Origin of the sequence: Haemophilus parainfluenzae, from assembly GCF_014931395.1 — a bacterium.
Taxonomy (GTDB): Bacteria; Pseudomonadota; Gammaproteobacteria; order Enterobacterales; family Pasteurellaceae; genus Haemophilus_D.
The window spans coordinates 611303-629662 of record NZ_CP063120.1 but is presented as its reverse complement, the minus strand read 5'-3'; the positions used below and the strand labels follow the sequence as shown (position 1 = coordinate 629662).

Genomic DNA, 18360 nt, shown 5'->3' with positions numbered 1-18360 from the left:
CAGATCTAATCGAAAATTATTTTTATTTATATTCCAGGTTAAAAAATACCGCACTTGGTTTCCCTAAGTGCGGTTATTTTTAGTGATATTTTTGAGTGTTAGACTAAACGTCTAGATTTGCTCTCAACGCATTCATTTCAATGAATTCACGACGAGGCTCAACTTCATCTCCCATCAATGTGGTGAAGAGTTGGTCTGCAGCAACAGCATCTTTAATTGATACTTTTAACATACGACGAGCATTTGGATCCATGGTGGTTTCCCAAAGTTGCTCAGCGTTCATTTCACCTAACCCTTTATAACGTTGGATTTCTAGGCCTCGGCGAGATTCTTTCATCAACCATTCAACAGCTTGTTCAAATGACTGAACAGGTTGCGTTTTTTCACCACGAGTGACGTAAGCGCCCTCTTCTAGCAAGCCATTCACTTGCTGACCAAAGGCGGTAATCTTCGCAAACTCATTGCCCGTTACAAAATCAAAGTTGATGAAGTAATCGGTATCAATACCATGTTTACGAACGGTAATGACGGCTTCATATACTTGGCGTTCGCTGTTAAATTGGGTTCTTGCTGAATATAAATGTGCTTCTGTTTCTTTTTCAGTTAAGTAGGCAACAAAAGCATTCGCCCAATTTTCGACCGCACTTTCACTACGCATTAACTCAACGGTTAATTGTGGTTGGTAAACCAAACCTTGTAATAATGGCTCTGGATAGTAACGACTTAAACGAGTAATTAATTTCTGAACATTGTTATATTCACTCACTAATTTCTCGAACACTAAATCATTCATTGCTGGTGCATTAGCACTGATATGCAACGCTGCGCCATCTAACGCAAGCATTAATTCATATTGCACCATTTCGTCGTTATCTTTGATGTAACGCTCTTGCTTACCTTTTTTCACTTTATAAAGTGGCGGCTGAGCAATATACACATAACCACGCTCAATTAATTCCGGCATTTGACGATAGAAGAAGGTCAACAATAAAGTACGAATGTGTGAACCGTCCACGTCCGCATCGGTCATGATAATGATGTGATGATAACGTAATTTATCCGGATTATATTCATCGCGACCAATACCACAGCCAAGCGCCGTAATTAATGTGCCCACTTCTTGAGAAGAAAGCATTTTGTCAAAACGTGCTTTTTCAACGTTAAGAATTTTACCTTTTAATGGCAGAATCGCTTGGGTTTTACGATCACGACCTGATTTTGCCGAACCACCCGCAGAATCCCCCTCCACGAGGTAAAGTTCTGAAAGTGCTGGATCTTTTTCTTGGCAGTCCGCTAATTTACCCGGAAGGCCTGCAATATCCAATGCGCCTTTACGACGGGTCATTTCGCGGGCTTTACGTGCTGCTTCACGCGCGCGTGCAGCTGTAATAATTTGATTTACAATGATTTTTGCATCCGCTGGATTTTCTAATAGATACTCCTGCATACGCTCATTCATGGCAGATTCAACCGCACTTTTCACTTCAGAAGACACTAATTTGTCTTTTGTTTGTGAAGAGAATTTAGGATCGGGCACTTTCACCGAAATAATTGCCACCAAACCTTCACGTGCGTCGTCACCTGATGTGCTCACTTTCTCTTTTTTCAGTAACCCTTCGCTTTCCATATAGTTATTTAAGCTACGCGTTAATGCACCACGGAAACCGGCTAAGTGAGTACCACCATCACGTTGTGGAATGTTGTTGGTAAAGCAATAAACGTTTTCGTTTACACCATCATTCCATTGCAATGCGACTTCCACACCAATTCCGTCTTTTTCCGCTGAAAAGTAGAACGGTTTTGGGTGAATTGGATTTTTGTTTTTATTTAAATACTCAACGAATGCTTGAATACCACCTTCATAATGGAAGTGATCTTCTGTGCCATCTCGTTTGTCGATTAAACGAATCGATACGCCAGAGTTTAAGAATGAAAGCTCACGTAGGCGTTTTGCTAAAATTTTGTAATCGAAAGTTGTAATTGCAAAGATTTCTGGACTTGGCCAGAAACGCACGGTTGTACCCGTCGTTTGAGTTTCACCGATAATAGTTAAAGGCCCTTGAGGCTCACCCAAGTGATAGAATTGCTCGTACACATGACCTTGGCGACGAATAGTTAATTGCAATTTATCAGAAAGTGCATTTACTACCGAAACACCCACGCCATGTAAACCACCTGATACTTTATAAGAGTTATCATCGAATTTACCACCCGCATGAAGCACAGTCATAATAACTTCTGCCGCAGAAACTCCTTCTTCTGGGTGAATATCTACTGGAATACCACGGCCGTCATCTTGCACGGAAACAGAATTGTCATCATGAATAGTAACGATAATATCGGAACAATAGCCAGCAAGCGCTTCATCGATCGCGTTATCCACCACCTCAAACACCATATGGTGTAGGCCTGTTCCATCATCGGTATCCCCAATATACATGCCCGGACGTTTCCGAACCGCATCAAGCCCTTTTAAGACTTTAATACTTGATGCACCATAAGCATTTTCTGTAACCGGTGTTTCTGACATAGTTTTTCTCTATTTTGTAATGAAAATTGTGCGGAATTATAGCAAAAAACTGACTATTTTGCGAAATAAAAGTGCGGTCAAAATTTTCGGTGTAAAAAAATAAAATTACATAGCGTATAAAACAAAAAGACGAGTTTATTATTTAAACTCGTCTTTTTTATTACATTAACACTTATTTCCAAATACGGTTATTTAACCCGAGTTCTTTCACCATATCTGTAAAGCCTTTGATACTCGAAATATAATCACGAATCGTATTGTCTTCCAGCAATGACTTTTCAAAGGATGGTTCGAAGCTATTCTTGCCTAAATTAAGGGCAATAATCACTTCTCGGTTACGAAGCACCATCGAAATAGGGCAATTAAATTTCTCTTTCAGTCCACAAAAACGTTCCATTAACTTAGGTGATAAGGCATATCTGGCTAAGATTTGATCTTCAGTAAACACATCAAAATAACGATTAAAAGATGGACTATCCATCAAAGCAATTTCACCTTCTTTTCTTAAACACCCCTCCTTCTTATCGCAAACATAAACCCAATGGGCCAGTTCTTTAGGGAAAGTCGCTTTAAATAAAATGCCTTGAAAGGTCGTGGTCCTTAATCCTTTCATCATTTTTCCGCTCGGTTCCATATTAAACGCTGCAAAATCACAGATTTCAACTTCAGTCTGGTCAAGCTCACCCAAAATTAAATCCTCACTACGATAACTCGCCGGATAACTATCGTAAACTGAGAAAAAATCATTAAGATGAAGCCCCCGGTCTGGTCCAAAGTGGAAGCCAAACTCCTGGACAATCGTGTTAATTACCCGAGTTTTAAATTCTGCAATAAAGCGTTTATATCTAAAAAATAAGCGACGGAAAGAATAAATGAGCACACCAAGAATCAATGCCGTACTTAATAGATTCTCACTCCCTATCGCACCGAGAAGCAAAAATAACCCAAAACACAACCCAATTATCGATTTATTGATAAGTGATTTGACGGCTAAGCGTTCCTCATCTAATTTTTCCAACCCCAGGAAACGAATCCCTTCAATCTCTTTTGGTGTATTCATGGTTTGTCCACTTATTGTTTAAATAAATTACCCACATTAGGGACTTCCGCTTCATTCTGAGGAATATCGAAAAATGTTCCTTTCTGGAAATTAAACAAGTTTGCAATTAAATTCGACGGAAACATTTCCACCGCATTGTTATACTCTTCAACTGCTGAATTATAAGTACGTCTCGCTGCAGAAATTTGCTCTTCCACATCACTAAGTGTGGTCTGAATTTGCAAAAGATTTTGATTGGCCTTGAGATCAGGGTAATTTTCTAGACGAACCTGTAAATGACGTAATACCCCCGAAATCTCATTATTGAGTTGGAATTTTTCACTTGTAGTATGAGCTAACTTAGCACTTTCACGTAACGTCACGATACGCTCAAGCAAGCTACGCTCATGCGACATATATTCCTTTGCTGTAGCAACAAGGTTTGGTAACAAATCATAACGACGCTTTAACTGAACATCCACGCTTGCCTCAACACTGCTCACTTGATTACGTCTCATAACCAATTTGTTATACATTGAAATGGTGAAAGCTAAAGTTAAAACAACAATACCTGCGACTACACTCATCATTATTTTCTCCATAAAAAATTATCCCTGCTTAGTATAGGGAAAAGCGTAATAAAATCCATTCTCTTAGACAATTTTTTGTTGATAAAAATCAATAAAAATAAACAAAACCAAGAGTTTAACTTATTCACTTCCTATTCATATCGACGCAAAGTGCGGTCAAATTTTACGAAGATTTTTCGAGACCAAATCCTTCCTTTATTATTGTGATTTTATGTACAAAAAAGATACTACAAGTAAAGATAACCTTAATAAATAACAATCATTCTCAATAACCAAGTGAAAACAATCACTTACCCACTTATTTTATAAGGGAAATAAGGGTATTTTTGATTACGATCAAATAAATTTCCCTCATCAAGGCATATCATAGGTAAATTAACCATACAAGTAACGTGCCAATTGGAGTGATTATATGCAACGAAGTGATGGATTATTTTCTGCTTTAGCAGAAGTTTCCCGTCGGGATTTTATGAAGTTATGTACCGCGCTTGCGGCGACTATGGGGTTAAGTTCAAAAGCGGGTGCAGAAATGACTGCTGCTTTAACAGAACCTAAACGTCCACCAGTTTTATGGATTGGTGCGCAAGAATGTACGGGTTGTACTGAATCCTTGCTACGCGCCACCCACCCAACAGTAGAAAACTTGGTATTGGAAATGATTTCCTTAGAATACCACGAAACCCTTTCTGCAGCCTTCGGGGAACAAGCTGAAGATAATAAACACAATGCAATTAAACAATATTATGGAAAATATGTTTTAGTCGTAGATGGATCTATTCCGGTGAAAGACGGCGGCGTCTATTGTATGGTAGCAGGTAAACCGATTGTAGAACACATCCAAGAAGCTGCTAAAGGGGCTGCGGCGATTATTGCGATCGGTTCTTGTGCGGCATGGGGTGGCGTACCTTCTAGTGGTGGCAACCCAACTGGCGCAAGCAGCTTATCTGAAGTCTTACCAAAAGGCACGCCAGTGATCAATATTCCTGGCTGTCCACCAAATCCACACAACTTCCTTGCAACTGTCGCTTATATTCTTACTTATAAGAAACTACCCGCAATGGACAAATTAAATCGTCCATTATTCGCTTACGATCGCTTAATTCATGAAAACTGCTATCGTCGTCCTCACTTTGATGCAGGACGTTTTGCCAAAGAATACGGCGATTATGGTCACCGCAACGGTTGGTGTTTGTATCATCTTGGTTGTAAAGGGCCAGAAACTTACGGCAACTGCTCTACCTTAGAATTCTGTGATGTCGGCGGTAATAACTGGCCGGTTGGTATTGGACACCCTTGCTATGGTTGTAACGAAAAAGGTGTGGGTTTCACCAAAGGTATTTTCCAATTAGCAGGCGTAGAAAACCCTACACCACGTGTTGAAAAACCTGATGTCAACAACACAGAAGGTTCAGGAGCAACCATGACGGCTATTGGTTTATTAGGTGGTGCAGCAGCCATCCTAGCCGGTGTGAGTGTTGTGACGCTACGTGAATTGAGTATTCAACATAAAGCGCGTGCCGAAGCGAAAGCCGCAGAGAAAGAAGAACATACAGGTAAATAACATGGATAGACGAAAATTTCTAAAAGCGGGTATGCTTGGCGGGATTGCTTCTACTTTGCCTGTGTCTAATGTGCAAGCAACAGAAGCGGTTGAGCCCATTCCCGGTGCACTTGGAATGCTTTACGACTCTACCCTTTGTGTAGGTTGTCAAGCATGTGTAGCTGAATGTCAAAACGTAAACCACACACCAGTAAATCCGAAAGGTGATCAAACTTGGTCAAATAACGACAAACTCACTCCATTTACTCGTAATGTGATTCAAGTGTGGAGTGATGGCGACGGTAAAAATAAGGATCAAACAGAAAACGGTTATGCTTATGTGAAAAAGCAATGTATGCATTGCGTTGATCCTAACTGTGTTGCCGTTTGCCCTGTTCAAGCACTCACCAAAGATCCAAAAACCGGTATCGTGAAATACGATCCCGATATTTGTACCGGTTGCCGTTATTGTATGGTGGGTTGTCCTTTTGATGTGCCAAAATACGACTACGACAATCCATTCGGTGAAATCAGCAAATGTGAACTCTGTAACCAAAAAGGCGTTGAACGCTTAGATAAAGGTGAATTACCTGGTTGCTGTCATGTTTGTCCGACTGGTGCGATTATTTTTGGTACACGTGAAGAATTATTGGCAGAAGCAAAACGTCGTTTAAGCTTATTACGTGGCACCGAATATGATTACCCACGTCAAAGTGTCAATAGCACAGATAAATACCGTGCTACCGTGCCGGCATATCAATATCATATCTACGGTGAAAAAGAGGGTGGTGGTACCCAGGTACTTGCCTTAAGTGGCGTGCCTTTTACTAACCTTGGTTTACCAGACTTAGATGAAGTTGCAACGGGTTCTCGTGCCGCACATTTACAACACTTCTTGTATCGCGGTTTAGCATTACCGTTAGTCGCACTTGCCGGTTTAACCTTTATGACTTACAAAAATATGCATGGCGATAAAATCGCTGAGCGTATTGCAGCACAAAAAGAAGCCATGCGTCAGGCACGCAAGGAAATCGAAGAAGCGGAGGATGAGCATCATGAGTAATCCACGTCCGGTAGGCGGTCGCCTTGTTTCTGCCGCAATTCTCTTTTTTGCACCACTTGCTGTGCTTTGCGTTTTATTAATTTTAAAACGTTTGGTTTTCGGTATTGGTTCTGTGACCGCACTTAATGGCGGTTATCCTTGGGGTTTATGGATTGCCTTTGACTTACTTGTCGGTACAGGATTTGCCTGTGGCGGTTGGGCACTCGCTTGGACCGTGTATATTTTCAATAAAGGGAAATATCACGCTCTTGTTCGCCCAGCATTGCTTGCAAGTTTATTCGGCTATTCCCTTGGTGGTTTATCTATCACCATTGATATGGGACGTTATTGGCATTTACCGTATTTCTACATTCCAGGGCAGTTCAACACTAACTCTGTTCTATTTGAAACAGCATTTTGTATGACGGTGTATATCATCGTGGTGACCCTAGAATTCGCCCCTGTATGGCTTGGTTTCTTCGGCTTGAAAAAATGGTTTAATAAACTGAATAAAATCATGTTTTTCATTATTGCCTTGGGTGCCTTGTTACCAATGATGCACCAATCTTCAATGGGTTCCTTGATGATTGTAGCAGGTCACAAAGTCCATCCGGTATGGCAAAGTTATGAAGCGCTACCAATTCTCTCCTTGCTGACAGCTTTCATTATGGGCTTCTCTATTGTGATTTTTGAGGGTTCTTTAGTTAAAGCGGGTCTTGCAGGAAAAACACCAGATGAACGTCATTTATTTACTCAATTAGCACGCGTTACCGCAGGATTAATTTTCTGTTTCTTAGCGGTGCGTTTTGGTGAGTTGATTTATCACGACAAACTGCAAATGGTTGTGGGCTTCGATAAATTAACTAAATTTGAAGCATGGATGTTCTGGATGGAAGTCTGGTTGATGGTATTACCGTTACTTACCCTCTTCCTCGGGGAGAAAAAATCAGATTCCCGTTGGTTATTTATTTCGGCATTAAGCATGTTACTCGGTGCAGCATTATGGCGTATGAACTATTCGCTTATCATGTATAATCCGGGCAACGGCTATCAATATTTCCCATCTGCGGAAGAATTGCTTATTTCAATCGGTTTCGTTTCTATTGAAGTATGTGCCTATATTTTAATCATTCGTTTATTCCCTGTATTACCGGTATTTAAAGAAAAACATACCGAAGACTCAGAAAAAATTATTGCCGAAAAAGCGGCATTCAGCAAAAAAGTTAGCGGAGCAGAATAATGTCAGAAAAAAAACGTATCTCAATTGACCCAATTACCCGTATTGAGGGTCATTTACGTATTGATTGCGAAATTGAAAACGGTGTCGTCACCAATGCTTGGTCATCCGGCACCATGTGGCGCGGTATGGAAAATATCGTAAAAGGTGCCGATCCACGTGATGCATGGATGATTATGCAACGTATTTGTGGCGTATGTACCACTGTACACGCAATTATCAGCGTACGTGCTGTAGAAGATGCTATCGGCGCTAAAGTCCCCGTCAATGCACAGTATATTCGTAACATGATTCTTGCTGCCCACAGCATTCACGACCATATCGTGCATTTCTATCAACTCTCCGCAATGGACTGGGTGGATATCACCGCTGCACTAAAAGCTGATCCTGAAAAAGCGGCAGATATGCTAAAAGGTGTCTCTACATGGTCATTAAACAGTGCTAACGAATTCCGCAACGTACAGAAAAAAATCCAAGCATTAGTGGATAGCGGACAACTTGGTATTTTCGCTAACGGTTACTTCGGTCATGCAGCAATGAAACTTCCACCAGAAGTCAACCTCATTGCCGTCGCGCACTATTTGCAAGCCCTTGAATGTCAACGTGATGCTAACCGCGTGGTGGCATTACTTGGTAGTAAAACACCACATATTCAAAACTTGGCGATTGGTGGCGTAGCAAACCCAATTAACTTAGATTCCCAAGCAGTACTAAACCAAGAACGTCTCATGTTCGTGAAAGCTTGTATCGACCGCTTAACTGACTTCATCAACCAAGTGTATAAAGTAGATGCAGCAGTATTTGCGGCTTACTATCCTGAATGGTTAAGCTTAGGCAAAACATCGGGTAACTACTTATCTGTACCAGAATACCCAATTGATGCAGATAACTCTAAATTCATGTTAAAAGGTGGTTATATCGAAAACGGCGATTTATCGACTTTCCGCCCAATTGATCAACAAAAAGATGAGTTCGTTGTAAAAGGCATTAAAGAAAGTGGTAAACACGCTTGGTACGAAGATGATGAGCCCTTAGAACCTTGGGCTGGCTTAACTCGTCCGAAATATACCGGCTGGCAAGATGATGGTAAATACTCTTGGGTAAAAGCACCAACCTTCTACGGTAAAGTTGTCGAAGTGGGACCTCTCGCCTATTTAATGTGTGGTTTGGCTGCGAATGACACGCCAACTGTCAACCACTTCAATGAATTAAAAGGCATTTATGAAAAATTGACTGGTAACGCGTTAACTACCGCTCAATTACATTCTACCCTTGGACGTATTATCGGTCGTACCGTGCATTGCTGTGCGATCAACGACATTTTAAGCGCTCAATGGCAAATGCTCATTGATAATATCGCTAAAGGTGATATGACGGCGTATATCAAAACAGATATTCCAGCAAGCGGTGAATTCCGTGGTGTTGGTTTCGGTGAAGTACCACGTGGTATGCTTTCTCACTGGGTTGTCATCAAAGACGGTCGCATTGAAAACTACCAAGCAGTTGTACCATCCACATGGAATGCTGGCCCGCGTAATGAACAAGACCAAATGGGCCCTTATGAGCTTTCCATTATTGGTACACCGGTGGCAGATCCGACTAAACCATTGGAAGTGGTCAGAACTATTCACTCTTTCGACCCTTGTATGTCCTGTGCCGTGCACGTAGTTAATACCGAAAACGGTGAAGTGACTGAAGTGAAGGTGTTGTAATGAAGCCGTTAATTCTTGGCGTCGGCAATATTTTGTTAAGTGATGAAGGTGTCGGTGTACGTGTTGTGCAGGAGCTTGAAAAACGCCCTGAAATTCAACCGCACTTTGACATCATCGATGGTGGTACTTGTGGCATGGAATTGCTGGATGCGATGGCAAATCGTGAGCATTTGATTATTGTCGATGCCGTGCTTGCTAACAAACAACCAGGTGAGATTATCGTGTTACATGATGAGCAGGTACCTACCTTTTTCTCTCGCAAAATTTCACCACATCAACTCGGCATTTGTGATGTACTTTCTGCAATGAAATTAACGGATGAATTCCCAAAACACCTTTGTCTCATCGGCATCCAACCAGAATCGTTAGAATCTGGAATTGGTTTGACGGAAACAATACAAAACGTGTTGCCAAAGGTTTTTGAAACGTTAAATCAAGTCATTAAGGAATACGGTTTGAATCTAGATTCCCCTCTTTAGAAAAGAGGGGCAGGGGGAGATTTGACTTAATTAATAGAGACAAGTTTTAAATCTCCCCTAACCCCTAGGGGAATTTTCTTTAAGGTTTCTCCAGAATTCTTTAATCTTATTAATATTGAAAAATAAACCATGTATCGACACGAAAAAACACCTGAAAACTCTACCGCACTTTTAAACTCTGTTTCTGGCTTTGAAGAAAATCCAACGGAGATTTTCCTTGCCGAAATGAAAAACATTGTACCTGAAATGCAAGATCTCCCTTTTTATCACAAAGGCATCGAGTGCTTCTGCCCTAAATTTGTTTTATTCGAAGACCAATGGATCGGCACAGTATTAACCCCGTGGATGATGAGTGTGGTGATTCTGCCAGGTCCTCAACAACAATGGGAACCGCGTGAATTAGGTGATAAACTCACCGTACAACTGCCGTACAAAGCACTCACTTTCACCGTCAGTAGCGTTGAAAATGTACCACAATATTTAAGTTGTTCCTTACATTCACCACTCGACCCGAATCTAACTAATGAACAAGCGGTTCAACTCACACAAGATTGTTTGCGTATGATTTTATCCATACCAACAGCACAACCGACATTTAATTCTGATCGCCGTAATCTATTTAAGGCCATGATCAAATAAATGTAAGCTGTAAAAAGTTAATAAAAATGGGCAAAGTAAGATAGCCTACTTTGCCCATTTTACGTTCTATCCCACACAAAGTGCGGTCAGTTTTTACTTAATTTTTCAAATTAATACAACACACGTGCTTTAACTGTACCTTCAATTTCACGAAGTTTCGCTAATAACGGAGACGCATCATCTGTTTCGATATCAACGACCACATAACCAATTTTCGGATCGGTTTGTAAAAATTGTGCTGCAATATTGAGATTAGCTTCAACGAAAATTTGGTTCAATTTGTTTAATACACCAGGACGGTTTTCGTGAATATGAAGTAAACGTTTTGTACCCACGTGTTCTGGCAAGGATACTTCAGGGAAATTAACAGAAGAAAGGGTTGAACCGTTATCTGAATATTTCACAAATTTACCCGCTACTTCAAAACCAATGTTTTCTTGCGCTTCCGCGGTTGAACCACCGATATGCGGGGTTAAGATCACATTATCAAATTTACGTAGTGGTGAAACAAACTCTTCATTGATTGATGCAGGCTCAACAGGGAATACGTCAACCGCTGCACCACGAACTTTACCTTGTTCAAGCGCAGCTGCTAAAGCATCAATATCCACTACCGTACCACGTGCCGCATTGATCAAAATAGAATCTTGTTTTAATTGCGCAATACGTTCAGCACTCATTAAATTACGAGTTGAAGGTAAATCTGGTACATGAAGCGAAATCACATCACAAGAACCCAATAACTCTTCAAGTGTGTGTAATTGTTTTGCATTACCCAATGGCAATTTATTTTCAATATCGTAGAAATATACTTCCATCCCTAGAGACTCCGCAATAATACTTAACTGCGAACCGATATGGCCGTAACCCACAATACCTAATTTTTTGCCACGCACTTCATGAGAACCCACTGCCGATTTATTCCATAAACCACGATGCACATCGGCATTCGCTTGAGGAATATTGCGCATTAAGAGCAAAATCTCACCCAATACTAATTCAGCCACAGAACGGGTATTGGAGAATGGCGCATTAAATACCGGAATCCCACGCATTTTTGCTGCATTAAGATCCACTTGGTTGGTACCGATACAGAAACAGCCAATAGCAATAAGCTTCGGTGCAGCTTCAATCATTTCTGCAGTTAATTGGGTACGTGAACGTAAGCCGATAAAATGCGCATCTTTAATCGCTTCTTTTAGCTCATCACCATCTAAAGCTTTTTTGTAAAAGTCGATGTTGGTGTAGCCCGCCGCATGTAAGGTATCTAATGCACTTTGGTGCACGCCCTCTAATAGCACAAATTTAATTTTTGATTTGTCGAGTGAGACTTTGTTTGTCATGTTTGCTTCCTTATTTTTATTAATCAATAATTTTTGCGCCGTCTGGTGTACCGACAATCACAATATCCGCCCCACGTAAGGCAAAAATACCATTTGTTACTACACCTGCGACATTATTCAATTCTTTTTCCATTTCCACTGGATTTAAAATAGCGAAGTTATGTACATCTAAAATCACGTTGCCGTTATCAGTCACCACGCCTTCACGATATTCTGGCGCACCACCAAGAGAAACTAATTTACGACCAACTTGTGAACGTGCCATTGGAATCACTTCTACTGGCAATGGGAATGTGCTGCCTAACACATCCACTTGTTTACTAGAATCCACGATACAAATAAATTTTTTCGCTAAAGCGGCCACAATTTTTTCGCGAGTCAGTGCCGCACCGCCGCCTTTGATCATCATTTTTTGTGGATTGATTTCATCTGCGCCATCCACATAAATATCTAAACTTGATACATCGTTAGCACTAAATACTTCAATGCCCTGTTTACGTAATAATTCTTCTGAGGCTTTAGATGCGGCCACCGCGCCTTGAATTTGATCTTTTAATTCACCTAAGGCTTCAATAAAACAATTCACTGTTGAACCACTTCCCACGCCAACAATGGTATCGGGCTTAACATATTTTAACGCCGCACGTGCCGCTAATTTTTTCATTTCTAATTGGTCCATTTTTCTCTCCCTTTTAAATCGTGGATAACAACGTAAACGTTTGCCTTACTTTAATACGACACTATTAAATAAACAAGTGTAAAAATTTATTCGTGATGATGAAAAAATTTTATTCATCTAAAAAAAGCGCTAACAGCTCGTTCAAAAACAATTTCCCGTGTTCGGTGATCTGCCAAGAATCCAGTGTTTCGACGATATAATTCTGTTGAATGGCAAAATCAATTTGATTTTTGACCGCACTTTGCGAAAGCCCCGTATAATGCTCAAATTCTTGTTTTGGCACCGCTTCCAGTAAGCGGAAGCGATTCATAAAAAACTCAAAAGCGCGGTCATTTTTTTCCACGTTTTTTTCTTCATAAAGATATTCACCACGCAAATAGCCTTTTGGATGCTTTGTTTTAGAAAAACGTAAAATTTTTCCATCTGAGAAAGTGAGTTTTCCATGTGCGCCACAGCCTATCGCCAAATAATCCCCGAATCGCCAATAATTCAAATTATGCTGACACTGAAAGCCCGGTTTCGAATAAGCGGATGTTTCATATTGTTGATAACCGGCTTCGGTTAAAAGTTGGTGACCTTGCTCAAAAATATCCCAAAGCTCATCATCATCCGGCAATGTAGGCGGACGGTAAGCAAACATGGTGTTGGGTTCAATGGTGAGTTGATACCAAGAAAGATGTGGTGGTGCAAGCTTAATAGCTTGTCGTAAATCATCTAAGGCTTCCTCAAGTGTTTGATTTGGCAAACCGTGCATTAAATCTAGATTGAAACTTTTTAACCCAGAAACTTTCGCCAAACTGACCGCACTTTTAGCTTCCGCTGCATTATGAATACGCCCTAAACGTTGTAATTTATCGTCATTAAAACTTTGGATGCCCATGGAAATACGCGTTACGCCAGCATCCACATAGCCTTTAAAACGCTCCGCTTCGACAGTGCCAGGATTGGCTTCCATAGTTATTTCAATATTCTCGGAAAAAGGAATGCGACGTTGAATTTCTGCCAATAACAACTTGATACTTTCCGCTGAAAATAAACTCGGCGTGCCACCACCAATAAAAATTGAATGGAGTGGACGATTTTGAATACTAGCCTGATATTTCTCTAAGTCTGCCTCAAGATCGGCGATCAGATGTTGCACATATTCTTGTTCAGGAATTGCGCCTTTCTGTGCATGCGAATTGAAATCACAATAAGGGCATTTCTGCACACACCAGGGAATATGCACATAAAGGGAAAGAGGGGGAAATTTTTGCATAATTAAAAGTCAAAAGGGCTTGTTTTCACAAGCCCTAAAAATGAGTCATTAATTGACCGCTCTTGCTGTTTTAGTCGCAGCTTTACGGCGTGGTGCTTTCGCTTTCGTTTCCACTTTCACGAATTCAATGCCTTCCGGTGGATTCTCTAACGCTAAGCCTAACACTTCATCAATGGTTTCTACCGCATGAATCGCAAGATTTTCTTTCACGTTATCTGGAATTTCTTCCCAATCTTTCACATTATCTTTTGGAATCAATACAGTTTTAATGCCACCACGATGTGCCGCAAGTAATTTTTCTTTTAATCCGCCGATTGGTAATACTTTACCGCGTAGGCTGATTTCACCTGTCATTGCGACATCGGCACGCACGGGGTTACCCGTTAAGCAAGAAACCAATGCGGTACACATTGCGATACCTGCACTTGGACCATCTTTTGGTGTGGCACCATCTGGCACGTGAATATGAATATCACGTTTTTCATGGAATTCAGAATTGATACCCAATTTTTCAGCACGTGCACGGACTACAGTCATCGCTGCTTGGATAGATTCTTTCATCACATCGCCCAATGAACCAGTGAAGGTTAATTTACCTTTACCCACTACTGAAGCGGTTTCAATGGTCAGTAAGTCACCGCCCACTTCTGTCCACGCAAGGCCAGTTACTTCGCCTACACGGTTTTGCGTATCCGCTTTACCGAATTCAAAACGTTTCACACCAAGATAGTCATGTAAGTTGTCTGAATTAACGGTAATGGATTTCACTTTTGGATTGACTAATAAATTCTTCACCGCTTTACGACAGATTTTAGAGATTTCACGCTCTAATCCACGCACACCAGCTTCACGGGTGTAATAACGGATAATATCTAAAATGGCGTTTTCTTCGATGGTTAATTCGCCTTTTTTCAATCCATTACGTTCAATTTGTTTTTGCAACAAATGACGCATCGCGATATTCAGTTTTTCATCTTCGGTATAACCAGAAAGACGAATGACTTCCATACGGTCTAGCAATGGACCCGGAATATTCATGGAGTTTGAGGTTGCCACAAACATCACATCAGACAAATCGTAGTCCACTTCAAGATAGTGATCATTGAAGGTGGTATTTTGTTCTGGATCAAGCACTTCTAACAAGGCTGACGCAGGATCACCACGCATATCCGAAGACATTTTATCGATCTCATCAAGCAAGAAGAGTGGGTTTTTCACGCCAACTTTTGCCATTTTTTGAATCAATTTACCCGGCAATGCACCAATATAAGTTTTACGGTGACCACGGATTTCTGCTTCATCACGTACTCCACCTAATGCCATACGCACATATTTACGACCTGTTGCATTCGCAATAGATTGACCTAGTGAGGTTTTACCTACCCCTGGTGGCCCGACTAAGCAAAGGATTGGACCTTTGATTTTGTTTAAGCGAGCTTGTACCGCAAGGTATTCTAAAATGCGTTCTTTTACACGTTCTAAACCATAGTGATCCGCATCTAAGACTTGTTGTGCTTTTGCGATATCTTTCTTCACTTTAGTACGTTTATGCCATGGTACTTGAAGCATCCACTCAACATAGCTACGCACCACCGTTGCTTCAGCTGACATCGCCGACATCATTTTGAGTTTTTGTAACTCACTCTCCACCTTTTCGCGCACATCTGCCGGCATACCTGCCGCTTCAACCTTTTGACGAAGTTGCTCAACTTCATCAATGGTATCTTCGCTTTCGCCTTCGTCCATTTCTTTGCGAATCGCTTTGATTTGTTCGCTAAGATAATAGTTACGCTGGCTTTTCTCCATTTGTTTTTTCACACGGCCACGGATGCGTTTTTCAACTTGAAGAATATCCGCTTCAGACTCCATCATGCCGAGCAAGTATTCTAAACGCTCTTGCACATCTGCCAGTTCTAGCACACTTTGTTTATGACGAACAGTTACTGGAATATGCGCAGCCATGGTATCCGCTAAACGATCGGCATCATCAATGCGTTGAAGTGCACCTAAAACGTCTGCAGGAATTTTTTTATTGAGTTGAAGATAGCTTTCAAATTCATTTAAAACAGCCGCCTTCACCACATCTAATTCTTTTTCATCACCAAATGTGGTTTCAATTGGTGTGACTTCCGCAGAAAAATGGTCTTCACCATCATTTAATTGATTGATTTTCGCGCGCTGTTGCCCTTCCACCAACACTTTTACTGTGCCGTCTGGCAATTTTAATAGTTGAATAATATTCGCAATCGTCCCGACATCGAATACATCATCAACGGTAGGTTCTTCTAAATCTGCTTGCTTTTGTGACACCAATAATAATTGTTTGCCCTCATTCATGGCTTCATCAAGGGCGCTAATCGATTTTGCACGCCCAACAAAAAGTGGCATCACCATATAAGGGAAAACGACAACATCCCGTAATGGCAATACAGGAAGTGTACGTTGTTGAGTTCTTTTGGCGTTCATAATTATCTCTCTTACATCAATTCTATAATTTCATTGAATATGGGGATGAGTTGCATAAATTCAAGGTAGGATTTGGCATATTAAGGAGAAATCGAAAAATAGGCAAGTAAAGAACCACCTTTATTGATGGTTAATTGGAAAAACCATGGAATACAGGTACAATAAGTGCGGTCAAAAATCAGCATGATTTTACCCAATAAAAAACGTTTGAAAAAATAACCGCACTTTATCCACTATGACAGCAAAACAAACTATTACTTTCGCGACCTTTCAAGAATTACTACCCGATTCTTGTAATCATCCATTAAAAAAACAATTAAGGGATAAAGCCCGTTATTACGGACGCAAATTTTTATTTAAAAAACAATGTGATGCATTGGTTGATTTCTTGAATACTCATCAAACCTGGATTCCGCTTTTTCAACAAAATCCATATCGTTTTAATGCATTGCTTGCGACCTATTGTGACAAACGTTTTTCTGCAACCGATCGACTCAATGCCATTACCAATAATCTGCTAATGCTTGAAGAAAAAATGGGCGTAGAATTTTGTAAAAAACTACTCCAAGAAAAATCCCTTTTATTAGCACAATTAACGGATCAACTTGGTATTTATTTCAACATCAACCAGATTGACCCTTTTGAAGGTTATTTTTCCATTAACTTAAAAGACAATGATGGGCGTAGCATTTATGATGCTTCTTTTACCTTCTTAAAACCAAATAAGCTACTTATTGCCTCTATTCAAGGCCCTTCTTATGAAGAGGCGCAAGAAGCCGTAAAACAAGCCACAAAAGAATTACATGGTGTTCGTCCAATGTTTATGTTGATGAATGTTTTCCGCTTGTTAGCTGAAAAATGGCAATGTGAATTAATCGGTATCCCTCACACTTCACAAGGTAAATACCGTTTATCTGCGCGCAGTAAAATCCTATTCAACTACGATGAATTTTGGCAAGAAAACCAAGGGCAATTAAATGGTCAATATTGGCAATTACCGCTTGAAAGTACCCGCAAACCGCTGGAAGAAATCGCTAGCAAAAAACGTTCCATGTACCGAAAACGTTATGAAATGTTGGATGATTTGAGTGAAAAAATTACTCAATTTTCCTAAATAAAAGAAGCCACACAAGATTGTGTGGCTTTTTTATAGTCTGATGCTATTTAACAAACTCATCAAACTCTAACTCATAATCATCACCATCTCTGGTGTATTTGATATAACGTGGAAATTGTTCACCTGAGAATTTCTTCACCATAATATCCTTATTACCTGTTTTAAATGAATAAGTGATTTCAGTGACAGTTTGCTTGTTATATTGGATCTGTTTTTCCACTTTCTTCACATTCACATTTTCCATTGGGTAAAGTTTTTTACCGTTTGTAATTTGGAAACTGGTTGGCAATTTATCATAATAGCTCAACTGAAATGCCATGGTGAATAAGTCAAAAGTCGGTAATGTTAACGGTTCGGTTTCTAACCCATTTTTCACTTTACCGTATTCAATTGTTGTTGGCGAAATTTTAGAAATCGCATAAGGCTTACCATTACGCACATCTTGATAATTCACCATTTTAAATTGGCTCGCAGTTTGCGAACCACGAGAAGTAAACACAATGTTGTACAACGGAATATTAATTTTCGCATTGACTGAATACTGTGAACCATCAGCTTTAAAATGCACATACGCCGGCATTAAATAATTGGAACTGTATTTAATATTATAATCCACCGCAGACCATGCTGTTGGCACATAAGCAATTAATGCAGCAAAAAGGATTTTAAATAACTTCATTGGTTTTCCT

The 18360-nt window shown here is 40.3% G+C and carries 15 protein-coding genes; 7 read left to right on the top strand and 8 right to left on the bottom strand.

Features of this window, described 5'->3' with window-relative positions:
* Window positions 1–103: 103 nt before the first annotated feature.
* The 3 genes from gyrB to INP94_RS03015 all read right to left on the bottom strand — a co-directional run bounded on the left by gyrB (window position 104) and on the right by INP94_RS03015 (window position 4159).
* Complete coding sequence (gene gyrB / locus INP94_RS03025) at window positions 104–2530, bottom strand: DNA topoisomerase (ATP-hydrolyzing) subunit B (protein ID WP_197544001.1); 2427 nt, start codon at window positions 2528–2530, stop codon at window positions 104–106.
* A 172-nt stretch (window positions 2531–2702) separates the two neighbouring features.
* Entirely contained in the window at window positions 2703–3590 is an 888-nt protein-coding gene (locus INP94_RS03020) for a DUF3137 domain-containing protein (protein WP_197544000.1), read from the bottom strand.
* Between the two features lie 11 nt (window positions 3591–3601).
* Window positions 3602–4159, bottom strand: coding sequence for a LemA family protein (locus INP94_RS03015; RefSeq protein WP_232087415.1), 558 nt, complete (start codon window positions 4157–4159; stop codon window positions 3602–3604).
* Between the two features lie 412 nt (window positions 4160–4571).
* On the opposite strand from INP94_RS03015, the gene hybO reads away from it, so the two are divergent.
* The 6 genes from hybO to hybE all read left to right on the top strand — a co-directional run bounded on the left by hybO (window position 4572) and on the right by hybE (window position 10808).
* Window positions 4572–5720 carry a hydrogenase 2 small subunit gene (gene hybO / locus INP94_RS03010; RefSeq protein ID WP_197543999.1) on the top strand — a complete coding sequence of 383 codons (1149 nt, stop codon included), beginning with the start codon at window positions 4572–4574 and terminating at the stop codon, window positions 5718–5720.
* 1 nt (window position 5721) lies between these two features.
* Window positions 5722–6762: a hydrogenase 2 operon protein HybA gene (gene hybA / locus INP94_RS03005; protein WP_197543998.1), complete on the top strand. Its 1041-nt coding sequence runs from the start codon at window positions 5722–5724 to the stop codon at window positions 6760–6762.
* Entirely contained in the window at window positions 6755–7981 is a 1227-nt protein-coding gene (gene hybB / locus INP94_RS03000; protein WP_005695037.1) for a Ni/Fe-hydrogenase cytochrome b subunit, read from the top strand. The genes hybA and hybB overlap by 8 nt, the downstream gene beginning before the upstream one ends.
* The gene (gene hybC / locus INP94_RS02995; protein ID WP_197543997.1) at window positions 7981–9690 is read left to right on the top strand and encodes a hydrogenase 2 large subunit; all 1710 of its coding nucleotides are present in this window, start codon (window positions 7981–7983) and stop codon (window positions 9688–9690) included. Before hybB ends, hybC begins: the two co-directional genes overlap by 1 nt.
* Entirely contained in the window at window positions 9690–10169 is a 480-nt protein-coding gene (locus INP94_RS02990; protein WP_070775115.1) for a HyaD/HybD family hydrogenase maturation endopeptidase, read from the top strand. Before hybC ends, INP94_RS02990 begins: the two co-directional genes overlap by 1 nt.
* A gap of 129 nt (window positions 10170–10298) precedes the next feature.
* Window positions 10299–10808, top strand: coding sequence for a hydrogenase-2 assembly chaperone (gene hybE / locus INP94_RS02985; RefSeq protein WP_197543996.1), 510 nt, complete (start codon window positions 10299–10301; stop codon window positions 10806–10808).
* A gap of 110 nt (window positions 10809–10918) precedes the next feature.
* Here the strand turns inward: hybE and serA are convergent, their stop codons facing one another.
* From serA to lon, 4 genes are all read right to left on the bottom strand, one after another.
* A complete protein-coding gene (gene serA, locus INP94_RS02980) occupies window positions 10919–12151 on the bottom strand; it encodes a phosphoglycerate dehydrogenase (RefSeq protein ID WP_197543995.1) in 1233 nt (410 codons plus the stop codon).
* 19 nt (window positions 12152–12170) lie between these two features.
* Window positions 12171–12830 carry a ribose-5-phosphate isomerase RpiA gene (gene rpiA, locus INP94_RS02975; RefSeq protein WP_049364295.1) on the bottom strand — a complete coding sequence of 220 codons (660 nt, stop codon included), beginning with the start codon at window positions 12828–12830 and terminating at the stop codon, window positions 12171–12173.
* Between the two features lie 109 nt (window positions 12831–12939).
* Window positions 12940–14088: a radical SAM family heme chaperone HemW gene (gene hemW / locus INP94_RS02970; protein ID WP_049375946.1), complete on the bottom strand. Its 1149-nt coding sequence runs from the start codon at window positions 14086–14088 to the stop codon at window positions 12940–12942.
* A gap of 48 nt (window positions 14089–14136) precedes the next feature.
* Window positions 14137–16554 carry an endopeptidase La gene (gene lon, locus INP94_RS02965; protein ID WP_197543994.1) on the bottom strand — a complete coding sequence of 806 codons (2418 nt, stop codon included), beginning with the start codon at window positions 16552–16554 and terminating at the stop codon, window positions 14137–14139.
* A gap of 235 nt (window positions 16555–16789) precedes the next feature.
* On the opposite strand from lon, the gene INP94_RS02960 reads away from it, so the two are divergent.
* Complete coding sequence (locus tag INP94_RS02960) at window positions 16790–17668, top strand: VirK/YbjX family protein (RefSeq protein ID WP_197543993.1); 879 nt, start codon at window positions 16790–16792, stop codon at window positions 17666–17668.
* 46 nt (window positions 17669–17714) lie between these two features.
* On the opposite strand, the gene INP94_RS02955 is transcribed toward INP94_RS02960, so the two are convergent.
* On the bottom strand, window positions 17715–18350 hold the full coding sequence (locus INP94_RS02955) for a hypothetical protein (RefSeq protein WP_049369711.1): 636 nt from the start codon (window positions 18348–18350) through the stop codon (window positions 17715–17717).
* Window positions 18351–18360: the final 10 nt, after the last annotated feature.

Bases quoted from the DNA above. Each gene is read 5' to 3' on its own strand.
- gyrB (WP_197544001.1), bottom strand. From the start codon at position 2,530: ATGTCAGAAACACCGGTTACAGAAAATGCTTATGGTGCATCAAGTATT.
- INP94_RS03020 (WP_197544000.1), bottom strand. From the start codon at position 3,590: ATGAATACACCAAAAGAGATTGAAGGGATTCGTTTCCTGGGGTTGGAA.
- INP94_RS03015 (WP_232087415.1), bottom strand. From the start codon at position 4,159: ATGATGAGTGTAGTCGCAGGTATTGTTGTTTTAACTTTAGCTTTCACC.
- hybO (WP_197543999.1), top strand. From the start codon at position 4,572: ATGCAACGAAGTGATGGATTATTTTCTGCTTTAGCAGAAGTTTCCCGT.
- hybA (WP_197543998.1), top strand. From the start codon at position 5,722: ATGGATAGACGAAAATTTCTAAAAGCGGGTATGCTTGGCGGGATTGCT.
- hybB (WP_005695037.1), top strand. From the start codon at position 6,755: ATGAGTAATCCACGTCCGGTAGGCGGTCGCCTTGTTTCTGCCGCAATT.
- hybC (WP_197543997.1), top strand. From the start codon at position 7,981: ATGTCAGAAAAAAAACGTATCTCAATTGACCCAATTACCCGTATTGAG.
- INP94_RS02990 (WP_070775115.1), top strand. From the start codon at position 9,690: ATGAAGCCGTTAATTCTTGGCGTCGGCAATATTTTGTTAAGTGATGAA.
- hybE (WP_197543996.1), top strand. From the start codon at position 10,299: ATGTATCGACACGAAAAAACACCTGAAAACTCTACCGCACTTTTAAAC.
- serA (WP_197543995.1), bottom strand. From the start codon at position 12,151: ATGACAAACAAAGTCTCACTCGACAAATCAAAAATTAAATTTGTGCTA.
- rpiA (WP_049364295.1), bottom strand. From the start codon at position 12,830: ATGGACCAATTAGAAATGAAAAAATTAGCGGCACGTGCGGCGTTAAAA.
- hemW (WP_049375946.1), bottom strand. From the start codon at position 14,088: ATGCAAAAATTTCCCCCTCTTTCCCTTTATGTGCATATTCCCTGGTGT.
- lon (WP_197543994.1), bottom strand. From the start codon at position 16,554: ATGAACGCCAAAAGAACTCAACAACGTACACTTCCTGTATTGCCATTA.
- INP94_RS02960 (WP_197543993.1), top strand. From the start codon at position 16,790: ATGACAGCAAAACAAACTATTACTTTCGCGACCTTTCAAGAATTACTA.
- INP94_RS02955 (WP_049369711.1), bottom strand. From the start codon at position 18,350: ATGAAGTTATTTAAAATCCTTTTTGCTGCATTAATTGCTTATGTGCCA.